Annotated in this window: 11 protein-coding genes and 1 pseudogene; 1 reads left to right on the plus strand and 11 read right to left on the minus strand. The window is 37.2% G+C overall.

The window, feature by feature from the left end:
- The first annotated feature begins 272 nt into the window (after nt 1-272).
- Nucleotides 273-1,034, plus strand: a complete 762-nt coding sequence (locus tag HT671_RS09765) for a DeoR/GlpR family DNA-binding transcription regulator (RefSeq protein WP_050261957.1) — start codon at nt 273-275, stop codon at nt 1,032-1,034.
- Between the two features lie 285 nt (nt 1,035-1,319).
- Here the strand turns inward: HT671_RS09765 and HT671_RS09770 are convergent, their stop codons facing one another.
- The 11 genes and pseudogenes from HT671_RS09770 to HT671_RS09820 all read right to left on the minus strand — a co-directional run.
- A complete protein-coding gene (locus tag HT671_RS09770) occupies nt 1,320-1,577 on the minus strand; it encodes a DUF3884 family protein (protein WP_138702167.1) in 258 nt (85 codons plus the stop codon).
- Nucleotides 1,578-1,619: 42 nt separating this feature from the next.
- A complete protein-coding gene (gene lacG, locus HT671_RS09775) occupies nt 1,620-3,026 on the minus strand; it encodes a 6-phospho-beta-galactosidase (protein ID WP_172923146.1) in 1,407 nt (468 codons plus the stop codon).
- Nucleotides 3,027-3,240: 214 nt separating this feature from the next.
- Entirely contained in the window at nt 3,241-4,932 is a 1,692-nt protein-coding gene (locus tag HT671_RS09780) for a lactose-specific PTS transporter subunit EIIC (protein ID WP_172923147.1), read from the minus strand.
- Nucleotides 4,932-5,249 (minus strand): PTS lactose/cellobiose transporter subunit IIA, encoded by a 318-nt coding sequence (locus tag HT671_RS09785; RefSeq protein WP_001078331.1) that lies wholly within the window; start codon nt 5,247-5,249, stop codon nt 4,932-4,934. The genes HT671_RS09780 and HT671_RS09785 overlap by 1 nt, the downstream gene beginning before the upstream one ends.
- 34 nt (nt 5,250-5,283) lie before the next feature.
- Nucleotides 5,284-6,120 (minus strand): transcription antiterminator, encoded by an 837-nt coding sequence (locus HT671_RS09790; protein WP_166736470.1) that lies wholly within the window; start codon nt 6,118-6,120, stop codon nt 5,284-5,286.
- Nucleotides 6,121-6,516: 396 nt separating this feature from the next.
- Nucleotides 6,517-7,134: a hypothetical protein gene (locus HT671_RS09795; protein ID WP_172923148.1), complete on the minus strand. Its 618-nt coding sequence runs from the start codon at nt 7,132-7,134 to the stop codon at nt 6,517-6,519.
- Between the two features lie 259 nt (nt 7,135-7,393).
- Nucleotides 7,394-8,374, minus strand: coding sequence for a tagatose-bisphosphate aldolase (lacD, locus tag HT671_RS09800; protein WP_172923149.1), 981 nt, complete (start codon nt 8,372-8,374; stop codon nt 7,394-7,396).
- A 1-nt stretch (nt 8,375) separates the two neighbouring features.
- Nucleotides 8,376-9,305 carry a tagatose-6-phosphate kinase gene (locus tag HT671_RS09805; RefSeq protein WP_166728037.1) on the minus strand — a complete coding sequence of 310 codons (930 nt, stop codon included), beginning with the start codon at nt 9,303-9,305 and terminating at the stop codon, nt 8,376-8,378.
- Between the two features lie 10 nt (nt 9,306-9,315).
- Nucleotides 9,316-9,831: a galactose-6-phosphate isomerase subunit LacB gene (gene lacB / locus HT671_RS09810; protein WP_001216912.1), complete on the minus strand. Its 516-nt coding sequence runs from the start codon at nt 9,829-9,831 to the stop codon at nt 9,316-9,318.
- A 148-nt stretch (nt 9,832-9,979) separates the two neighbouring features.
- On the minus strand, nt 9,980-10,405 hold the full coding sequence (gene lacA / locus HT671_RS09815) for a galactose-6-phosphate isomerase subunit LacA (protein WP_000029271.1): 426 nt from the start codon (nt 10,403-10,405) through the stop codon (nt 9,980-9,982).
- A 157-nt stretch (nt 10,406-10,562) separates the two neighbouring features.
- Nucleotides 10,563-10,646 (minus strand): annotated as a pseudogene (locus HT671_RS09820) (aldose epimerase); the annotation flags it as partial.
- Nucleotides 10,647-10,915: the final 269 nt, after the last annotated feature.

Below are 10,915 nucleotides of genomic sequence, written 5' to 3' on the forward strand. Positions count from 1 at the left end.
ACTTCGTCAGTCTTATCTACAACCTCAAAACTGTGTTTTGAGCAACCTACGGCTAGCTTCCTAGTTTGCTCTTTGATTTTCATTGAGTATAATTCTCCACCACTCTCAATCATAAAAAGTAAACTAGAAACAACAAAATCATAACTTAATAAAAATATCGAAAGTTTTGAAAATAAACCTCGATATTTTTGTTTTTGTTTTATTTTGTTGTTTTTGTATTTGAATGATGAGCTAGTTTATGGTAAGATAGTAGTAGGAAACGAGGTGATAATATGCTCAAACAAGAAAAATTAACCAAAATTTTAGAAACAGTAAATAGTAAAGGAACCATAACGGTTAAACAGATTATGGACGAAATAGCCGTTTCAGATATGACTGCAAGGCGCTATTTACAGGAATTAGCTGATAAAGATTTGCTGATTCGTGTGCATGGTGGAGCTGAAAAACTTCGAACCAACTCCCTTTTGACTAATGAGCGATCAAATATTGAAAAACAAGCCCTCCAAACGGCAGAAAAACAAGAAATAGCCCGTTTTGCAGGCAGTCTAGTAGAAGAAAGAGAAACTATTTTTATTGGACCAGGAACAACATTAGAATTTTTTGCGCGTGAGTTGCCTATTGACAATATCCGCGTCGTGACCAACAGTCTACCTGTTTTTCTGATTTTAAGCGAACGAAAATTAACAGATTTGATTTTGATAGGTGGAAATTATCGCGATATTACAGGTGCTTTTGTTGGCACATTGACCCTACAAAATCTCTCTAATCTCCAATTTTCTAAAGCTTTCGTTAGCTGTAATGGTATTCAAAACGGAGCTCTAGCTACTTTTAGCGAGGAAGAGGGAGAGGCTCAAGGCATCGCTTTAAATAATTCTAATAAAAAATATTTACTCGCAGATCATAGTAAGTTCAATAAGTTTGATTTTTATACTTTTTATAATGTATCAAATCTTGATACTATTGTTTCAGATTCTAAACTAAGTGATTCAATCCTTTTTGAGCTATCTAAACTTACTAAAGTCATCAAGCCTTAATCAACTGAAAGATTCTGGGTAAGAACTCAATTTCAGAAGTAAATCTTCCCACAATAAAACGCATAATATCAAGGTTTTTCAACACCTGATATTATGCGTTTTTCTGTATCAAAGACTTTTTGCCCATTTGCTTTATCTGCCACCTCAAAGCTATGCATTGAGAAACCTGCGACTCGCTTCCTAGTTTAAAGTTGCTCTTTGATTTTTATTGAGTATAAGCAACGTGATTAGATAAGAGTTTTGCAGAGTACTAGATATAAGATTTAAAACTTTTTTGGAAATTGGTTACGATTGTTGAAACGGCATAAAATCTGAATCAAAGGAGATAGTATCCCATTCTTCAGGACTGATAAAATTTAAAAAGATATTTTTAAATTCTTCCAGCTCATAATCTGAATGACAAATCCATTCTTTACCGGTCGAGACATACCATTTTCCAAGGCTTTTCAGTTCTTTATTCGTCAAACAAGGTATTTGAGAACATTTATCAAAATTGATAATATAAACTTTTTCATAAATTGATTGAATAAAATCTTTGAACATCTTTTTGCCTCACTAAAATTCTATATCTAATGACTCATTCTACTACTCAATCACTTGAGTTTCCGCTAGTTTCTTGTACCAGTGAGCTGATTTCTTAGGATAACGTTCTTGCGTTTCAAAGTCTACATAGAAGAGACCGTAACGTTTTCCATAACCGTTTGACCATGAGAAGACGTCCATCAATGACCAAATGAAGTAACCTTTTACATTCGCTCCATCTGCAATCGCATCAGACAAGACTTCCAAGTGTTGTTTCACATAATCAATACGACCATCGTCGTAAACAGTATTATCAACGAACTCATCTTTATAACCAAGTCCATTTTCAGTGATGTAGATTTTCTTATAGTTCGGATAATCTTTCTTCACGCGCATGATTTGGTCATACAAACCTTGAGGGTAGATAATCCAATCCCAATCCGTACGTGGTACATAATCAGGAGCTACACGACGACCAACACCTTTGATTTGGTATTTAGAGCTTTCTTTCTCACCCTTACCATTATGAATGATTTCAGTTTCGCCATCAAAGGCTTCCATCCAGTCACTCATATAGTAATTGATTCCAAGGAAGTCGTTCAAGTCTTTCGCAGCTTCTAATGCTGTGAAATCTTCTTCACGAAGATCCAAACTACCACCATTGACTGATAAGATATGGTTGACACCTTCCATGGTTTCAGCTGAATAGCGACCTAGATAAGTTGCGTCTAAGATGAATTTATTGTGGATGATATCTTCCAACTCAGCTGCACGAACATCTGCTGGATTTTCATGATCTAGAGGATATTTAGTAGGCAGGGCGTGAACAACACCAATTTCCCCTTTATATCCTTTATCTTTATATAGCTTGACTGCACGTGCATGAGACACCATCATATTGTGGTGCGATTGGAAGACTTTGGCAAGGTCGTACTGAATACCTGGAGGGAATTTCCCAACCAAGTATTGACCATCACCGATTGGTCCAATTTCATTAAAGGTTGTCCAATAGTTTACTTCTGGAAATTCTTCAAAACAGAAGGCAGCGTAGTCTACAAAATGTTCGATATTTTCACGGTTTAAGAAGTCTCCATTTGAGTGGAGAGCTTCTGGCGTGTCAAAGTGATGAAGAGTTACAAAGGGCTCAACATGACGTTTGTGACACTCTGCAAATAAATTATGATAAAACTCAACACCTTTAGCATTTACTTGACCATAACCAGTCGGGAAAATACGTGACCAGGCAATAGAAATTCGAATGCCATTGACACCATACTCTTCTGCTAGCTTGAGGTCAACTGGATATCGATTGTAAAAATCACTGGCTGGTTCTGCAGTGTACCAGTAGTTATCTTCAAGATATTTATCCCACGCAACTGGTCCTTTTCCATCAGTATGTGTAGCCCCTTCTGCTTGATAGGCAGCTGTTGCGCCACCAAAAATAAAGTCTTTTGGAAGTGTTTTTGTCATTTTTTTCACCTATTTCTTGATTTAAATAAAGTAAAAGTGAGAGGAGAGGAGTCAGTGAGCCATCCTTCTCCATCTCACTTCTTGTACCAAGTCACCGAATTGTGACATGAGGAGGTAAAAACGATATCTTTTTACCGACGAATTAATAAGGCGATTAGGAAATTCGCCATAGCGATTTCCGTAACGATGGGAGACTGTTTCACAGTTCCTAGCCTTAATCGAATTGCTCTTGTACGAATGCTAGGGCACCTTTTCCATCACGAGTTAATTTGATGTATTGAGCGCCTTCTGTCTTGGCAAGTTTAATACCGAGTTTATCTGTTTCTGCTTTCATATCTTCAAAGTTTGAAGCAACTTGAGGGGCAAGGATAACCAAATCAAACTCTGGCAACATTTCACGGTGAGCACCATAGCCACCTGCTGCTGCTTTCACAGGGACATTGTATTCTGCTGCTGCCTTGTTCAAAGCATTTGCAAGGAGACCACTTGTCCCTCCACCTGCACAGAGAACGAGAACATTTGTTTCTTCAGTGATGGTATTTTGTGTTGCATCGACACCCGCTTTTTCAAGAATAGCATCCGCTTTTGCAGTGTTGAAGTTTGCAGCAACTTTTTCTTTCAATTCATCATTAGACTTACCTGAACGCTCTTCTTCAAGAATTTGTTCATCATAGACTTTAAGGAATGGATAGTAAATGACAACGTCAACCACGATTAGAAGGGCAGCAAGAATGAATGATAGCACTTGGAAGTTGGTACCAAGAACTAGACCTAGTGGAGCTGGGGTTGTCCATGGTAGATTAGCAGTAAATGAGTTCATTCCAAGTGTTTCAATAAATAATTTGAAGATCCATACGTTTGCGATTGGAGCAAAGATAAATGGAATGAAGAAGATTGGATTTAATACCAATGGTGCACCAAACAAGATTGGTTCGTTGACACCAAAGAAGGTTGGAACAACAGACGCACGTCCGATTGCACGGTTACGTTTTGATTTTGTTAACCACATAAACATGAATGGAACAACCAGTGTCGCACCAGTACCACCCATGGTAACGATAAACATTTGTGTACCAGAAGTAAGAATCTTATCAGCATGCATCCCTTGTTGGAGAAGGTTTAAGTTGACTTCAGCATTTGCATAGGTAATCGCTGCGATAGCAGGTTCAACAATAGATGGACCGTGAATCCCAACAAACCAGAAGAAGGCAAAGGCACCAAAGATAATGGTGATACCTAGATAACCATCAGCAGCAGAGAATAATGGTGCAAAGAATTTACCGATTGATTCAGCTACGCTTGAACCAACAAAATGACGAGCTAGTAAATCAAGAGCATAAAGAGAAACAACAGATAGAGTGAATGGAATCACATCTTTAAAGACTTGTGAGATATTTGGTGGAACTTCGTCAGGCATACGAATAGTGACGTTGTTCTTAACACAAACCTTATAGATTGCTACGGTAACAAAGGCAGCTAGGAAGGCTGAAAGCAAACCTTTTGTCCCCAAGAATCCAGTAGCTAGACCATTTTCGATAGGATCAGCTGCCAACATCAACAAACCAACAATTGCTGCCAACAATGTTGACATATAGTTGATTTGATTGGTTTTCTCCATGCTCCGGTTTACTGAGTCGGTCAATGACTTGGCTGTTGTACCAGCTACTAAGAGAGCCAGAATTCCCATTGAATAGCTGTAAGGTTTCATCAGAAAGGCTACAACTTCATCAGACCATTTAAAGCCCCATGAGTTTGGTACAAAGGCAATCAAGATAAAAATACTTGAGAAGAGAATAACAGGCATACCTGCAATGAAACCATCACGAATAGCACGAAGATAGATATTACGAGATAATTTCTCGAAGAAAGGCTTTCCTTTCTCGATAAAGGCGATTAACTTATTCATTATTTAACTCCTCTCTTATAAAGTTCGATTAAGTGGTGCATCAAATCTTTTAACAAGATAGTTGTCATCAAGTGGTCTTGGCCATGCATCATGGTTACACTATACGCTAAGTCCTCACCTGAAGCCTCCTTAGTTAATAGACTTGTTTGCGCGTGGTGAGCCTCTGCAATACAGCTACCAGCTTCCTCTACCAGAGCGTCCGCTTTTTCAAAATCACCAGCTTCAGCAGCCTTCAAGGCTTCCAATAGTTTTGAACGAGCATCGCCAGCATAGGCTACGATTTCAAAACCTAACAATGTTACTTCTTCTCTATTCATGATAGAATTCTCCTTATATAATTTTAAATAATTTTTATGATAATAAACGTTGGATATGTAGAACTAGATAAACTCGTTCACTTTTATACAAATCAAGACCCGTATGTTGCGTAATCACATCATAGATCTTGGAGCCAATCTCGAAGGCTTTTGGATATGATTGTTTAATATGATCTTCCATATCCAGAAGTGATTGGTTATCATCTCTAGATCTGTCTAAATAATCCAAGAAATAATTCAAATGAATCATAAAACGATCATAGAAATGGGTATTCTCTTTGGTTCGCTGAATTGCATAGTCCCTTAGGACTTTTTCAACATTCCTGAGAATTTCTTTCCTCTTATCAATCGACTCAACCACTTGGACTTCATTCTCACCTTCGGCATTGATGAAATGATAAGCAATCCGAATAATTTCGTCCTCAGGAAAATGATCTGCTAACTTCTGACGGTAAATTTCAAAAGCTTCGTTTGCGATTTGAAAAGCGACAGGATACTTGGCAGAAATATCTGGCAGATTACTATCCTTGTACCTTCCTTGAGTTAGAGCTTGGTAAGAACAGTAAATATGATCTGTCAAGGTTACATAGAGATACTCTTGAATCGGATAGTGATATTTCTTGGAAAGCTTATCAATAATCTCATAGGTCACTGTGATAAAATCAAGCGGAACATCTTTGAGAAGAGCCATAAAGTTTTCTCTGGACTCTTCGGTCTTCATCCGAAAGATTTTCTCAACCTGCTGTTCAGCAATCAAATCTCCCTTCTTCTTTCCGAATGCAATCCCCTTACCAATCACAATCACTTCTTCTCCCTTATCATTTCTGACAAGCGAGACATTGTGATTCATTGGATTTAGAATTCGATACATGTCAACCTCCTTTTATATCTTAAAGGTATATGAGTATAAAAAATGACCACAAATGAACTAGAAAATCAGCCGATTTCTAATTCACCTGTGATCATGCCTAATATTACTTAGTAACACTCACCTTGTATTAACTTGTGATTTAAGTATAGCACAAGTAAGTTATTTTGTAAACCTTTACATACAACTTTTTTTAAACTTAACTATGTTCTAAAATTCATCAAACAGAGGCTCTGTTTTTATTTATTTTTGTAAATCAAAACAAAAACAGGAAGACAGAAAAATAAAAAAGTAGCTACATTTTTAAAATTCATTAAATCTAATAAACAAAGAACACAAGAAACTATAAAACAAAATACGGTTATTTTTTTAAACGAACTATTCATAAAGAAATAACCTTTAAGGTAAATCTATGGTGTAAACAAGGTTTACAAATGGCACCTCTACTGTAGCTACAGCAACTGTCCAATAATTTTCTACAGCAGTTTTTACAGCCCAGCCAATCGCACCATTTATTACAGCAACAAACCCAGCCGTAACAGGATTAACCGCAAATTGTTTTAAATGCCATCCAGCATATCCAGTAGCGAAAGCTCCAGCAGCCCAGCCACCCATCCCCCTCACTTGAGGACCAAGATTGAAACGAAAACCTACAGGACCTCTTTCGTAAACGTTAGGCAACTCTTTTACAGCTTCATACATCAAACTTGCTTCTTGTACAGAAATACCAATATTTTTTGCTAGCTCTTCAGGAGTACCTTTTAAATTTATATTTCCAAATTTATCTACATAAAAATAATCTTCCAAAATTTGACCAGCATTTACAATATCTTCTGAAACCGAAACATTATAAAATTTATTCCCATCAACATTCAAAACAATATCATTTGCTTTATCTACTCTAGTTAGGGCACTATCTGCAAATACAGAATGACTAACCATAGGTAAGGCTGATGAGAATATTGAAACAATACCTAGTCCTACAACTAACGCTTTAAAACTCTTTTTAGTAGCCATTTATCTTCTCCTTTTATAAAACAACGAATTGAAATGTGCGTCTAAATATAGTTTATTCTGGCAATATTGTTTCCGTATTATTCCTTCCTAGCTCGTAAAATAAACTATACCTTATTTTTATTATACTTCATCTAGTTACTTTCTAATTCATATTAACTTGTGATTTAAGTGTAGCACAAGTAAGTTATTTTGTGAATCTTTACATACAACTTTTTTTAAAATTTTTTTAGATTCATGTTCCTAACCTAGGAGGACTTGCTTACACGCGTTCTTTCCATGAAGTTGCTGTTGTTTGAAGAACTTTGTTGAGTTCGTCAATGTTTTCAAAACCAGTTGTGCGAAGCCATTCACGAGCTGCTGCTTCACCATCTTTGATGTATGCTTCAACTGATCCAGCCCATGTAGCACGGCCACAAAGAACACCATTGAAGTTTGCACCTGATTCATGGGCAAATACAAGAGTATCTTGGAAGAGTTTAGCTGATACACCAGCACTCAAGTAGATGTATGGCAAGTTCGTTGCTTCATCTTGTGCTTTGAAGAAGGCTGCTGCTTCTTCACGTGTATAAACTACTTCACCTTCAGCGAAACCTTCAACATATTTAATGTTAACAGGAACTTCTACTTTCAAGACATCAATGTTAAAGCGTGGGTCTGAGAAAACTTTCATAGCACCAATAACTTTGTGTGGTTTTACTTTCGCGTATTCTACTGAACCTGCGTCAGCAATTTTTTCATCGTAAGCAAGGATTTCAAGGAAGAATGGAATATCTTCAGCCACACACTCAGAACCGATACGTTCGATGTAAGCTTGTTTTTCTTGGTTGAGTTCGTCTGAACTATCTACATCATAGTAAAGCAAGAACTTAACTGCATCTGCACCTTCTTCTTTAATACGTTTTGCAGACCAAACATCCAAGCAGTCAGGCAAGCGTTTTGTACTTGTTGTGTCATAACCTGTTTTTTCATAAGCAAGGAGAAGACCAGCTTTTTCATCAAGAGATTTAGTTGCTGGAAGTCCATATTCAGGATCAAGAAGCATAGATGAAGCGTATTTAGTTAATTCATCTGCTACCAAAACTTTAAGTTCTTCCATTTGAGCTACAGTTGGTTCTTCTGTTTGGTGTTGAGCCATGAGACGTTTCAAAGCACCACGTTGGTCAAATGCAAGAGCTGAGATGATACCATTTTCATCAGAAAGTTTTTCTAAGCGTGCACGTTTTTGTTCTGTTAAAGCCATTTTATACCTCTTTTACTATTAATTGATCATATAGAGCTTGATAGTTGGCCATGTTGACATGACCAGTCATTTTTTCTTGAGCATTGAGCATACCAAGGACATTTGCCTTGATGAGTAATGCTGCATCCGATTCTTTGTGAAGAAGTCCTGAAGAAATTCCTGCTACAGTAGAATCTCCAGATCCAACAGGATTTACTACCTGAATTCTAGGAATATCTACCTTGTAGAAAGTGTCTCCATGTTTGGCAAAGGCACCGTTGGCACCAAGTGAAACGATAATCCATTCAATACCTGCAAACAAAGGTTCTTGAAGGACTTCTTTTAATTCATCCAAATCCTCAGAAACTTCTCTTCCAAGAAGCTGAGACAATTCTTCATTATTTGGTTTGATGACTGTTGGTTTATGGGGTGATTCAAGAACAGCCTGAAGAGCCGCACCAGAGCAGTCCAAAACAACAGGCTTGCCAGCTTGATTAGCAAGTTCTACCAAGTTCGCATAGTAATCAACCGGAAGGCCAGCTGGCAGACTACCTGAGATAGCTACTACTTCAACTGACTCTAAGAGATTTTTGAAATGATCCAAAAAGCCTTTTTCTTCCTGTTCCAATACTTCAGGTCCTTTTTCAAGAACTTCTGTTTGGTTGTCTCCGTGAAGAATAGCGATACAGTTACGAGTTTCTCCTTGAATTGAGAAGAAATCTTTCTTAACATTATCATCGATATTTTCAACCAAAAACTCACCAAGTTTACCACCCACTAAACCAGTAGCAAGAACAGAATCTCCAAATTCTGAAAGTACTCGGGTAACATTGAGTCCCTTACCACCAGCCGTTTTGGTTACATCCACCACACGATTGACAGTATCAATCTTCAACTCATCCAAGGGATAGGAAATATCAATGGATGGGTTCATTGTGACTGTTAAAATCATAGGTCACCTCTTAGTCGTGGTATTCTCCGCGATCCCATTTTTCAAGGAATTCAGTGAAGAAGTTTGCGTCTGTTTGTCGATTATTGTGACTTTCAAGGTGTTCAATTTTCGCAATCAATTTTTTATTTTCTTCAGATGGTTTGTATTCAGCATGGATGAAAGCTTCGATGATATCACACATAAGCAATTCACCAGTAATCTTACCACCAAAACCAATAACGTTAGCGTTCAATTGTTCTTTAGCATAAAGGGCTGTTGTCATATCACGAACCAAGGCAGAACGAACACCAGGAACTTTATTTACAGCGTTGTTGATACCAACACCAGTACCACAGATACATACTCCAAGATCAGCTTGACCGCTAGTTACAGCTTCCCCTACTTTTTTACCAAAGATTGGGTAGTGAGTACGTGTATGGTCATATGTACCAAAGTCAATAACTTCATATCCTTTTGATTTCAAAAATTCTGAAACCGCCATTTTTTCATCTGTTACGATGTGGTCACATCCAATTGCAATTCTCATTAGTTATTCCCTCCGATTAATTATATAAATCTAATATCATTTATCCCTACTCAAGAAAAATCAAGATTAGCTTAGGAAGCGAGCTGCAAGCATAACTGAGGTTAGCTAAAGTGAGCTGACAACAGATTATCTTGATTTTTGAAGAGTATTAGCACATTTTATTCAACATATCGACCCTAATTTGGTGACGTCCTCCATCGTATTTACCGTTAACAAATCCTTTAGCGATGTTTTTAGCCAATTCATCACCGACAAGTTGTGCACCCATAGTGATCATACGTGAGTTGTTGTGACCACGAGTCATATAAGCTGAACGTTCGTCAGATACTTCTGCAGCAACCATTCCTTTGATCTTAGTTGCGACCATAAATGGACCAGCTCCATAAGCATCAATCACGATACCAAGGTTTTGTTCTTCTTTGTTTACTTCTGCAGCAACAGCGAGAGTCACATCAACAAAGTCTTGACCTTCAGCTGTAACATCCACAAGGTGGAAGTTTTCTTTTTCTAAGAAGTCTTTCACCACTTCTTTTAATCTCAAACCTGCAGCATCTGCACCGATAACAATAGACATATTGTATACTCCTTTTTATTTTTTCTAGGCTGGATTCCAGCAGTGTATTGGCTGTCTTTAAAAAACAGTCAATTAGTCCTCACAAACATAATATACTACTATTGTTTGAAAAAGTCAATAGTTTGTGTTTGTTTTTGTTGTTTATTTTTTTGATTTTTTATAAAACTTCTATCTCAAACCCTAATTCTTCAACCTGATTGGCTTCTAAGAGACGAACATTCTTCTTATCTTCTAAATGATTTTCTGCTGAATTTTAAGCAGACTATCATTTCTCTTTTTAGAATCAAAACGACGAGATTGTGGAATCTCTACAGGAACAATAGGTTGTTGCATTAAAATATCCTCCAATAGTTTTACTTTACTAATAGTATACAGGAGGTCTTCGTAACCGCCCAATAACGAAGTATATTGAAAGATCTCCAGACTAGAGAACTCACGGATAGTTCCTAATCTGGAGATTTCTTATTTGCACTTTTCTTGTACAACTTTATTCCATGGTAAATAAGCCTC

Source organism: Streptococcus sp. 2741 (assembly GCF_013276315.1).
GTDB lineage: Bacteria > Bacillota > Bacilli > Lactobacillales > Streptococcaceae > Streptococcus > Streptococcus pseudopneumoniae.

Excerpts from the sequence above, each read along its gene's own strand:
- lacA (WP_000029271.1), bottom strand. The coding sequence starts at position 10,405 with ATGTCTATTGTTATCGGTGCAGATGCTGCAGGTTTGAGATTAAAAGAA.
- lacD (WP_172923149.1), bottom strand. The coding sequence starts at position 8,374 with ATGGCTTTAACAGAACAAAAACGTGCACGCTTAGAAAAACTTTCTGAT.
- HT671_RS09795 (WP_172923148.1), bottom strand. The coding sequence starts at position 7,134 with ATGGCTACTAAAAAGAGTTTTAAAGCGTTAGTTGTAGGACTAGGTATT.
- HT671_RS09770 (WP_138702167.1), bottom strand. The coding sequence starts at position 1,577 with ATGTTCAAAGATTTTATTCAATCAATTTATGAAAAAGTTTATATTATC.
- HT671_RS09805 (WP_166728037.1), bottom strand. The coding sequence starts at position 9,305 with ATGATTTTAACAGTCACAATGAACCCATCCATTGATATTTCCTATCCC.
- lacG (WP_172923146.1), bottom strand. The coding sequence starts at position 3,026 with ATGACAAAAACACTTCCAAAAGACTTTATTTTTGGTGGCGCAACAGCT.
- HT671_RS09790 (WP_166736470.1), bottom strand. The coding sequence starts at position 6,120 with ATGTATCGAATTCTAAATCCAATGAATCACAATGTCTCGCTTGTCAGA.
- HT671_RS09765 (WP_050261957.1), top strand. The coding sequence starts at position 273 with ATGCTCAAACAAGAAAAATTAACCAAAATTTTAGAAACAGTAAATAGT.
- HT671_RS09780 (WP_172923147.1), bottom strand. The coding sequence starts at position 4,932 with ATGAATAAGTTAATCGCCTTTATCGAGAAAGGAAAGCCTTTCTTCGAG.
- HT671_RS09785 (WP_001078331.1), bottom strand. The coding sequence starts at position 5,249 with ATGAATAGAGAAGAAGTAACATTGTTAGGTTTTGAAATCGTAGCCTAT.
- lacB (WP_001216912.1), bottom strand. The coding sequence starts at position 9,831 with ATGAGAATTGCAATTGGATGTGACCACATCGTAACAGATGAAAAAATG.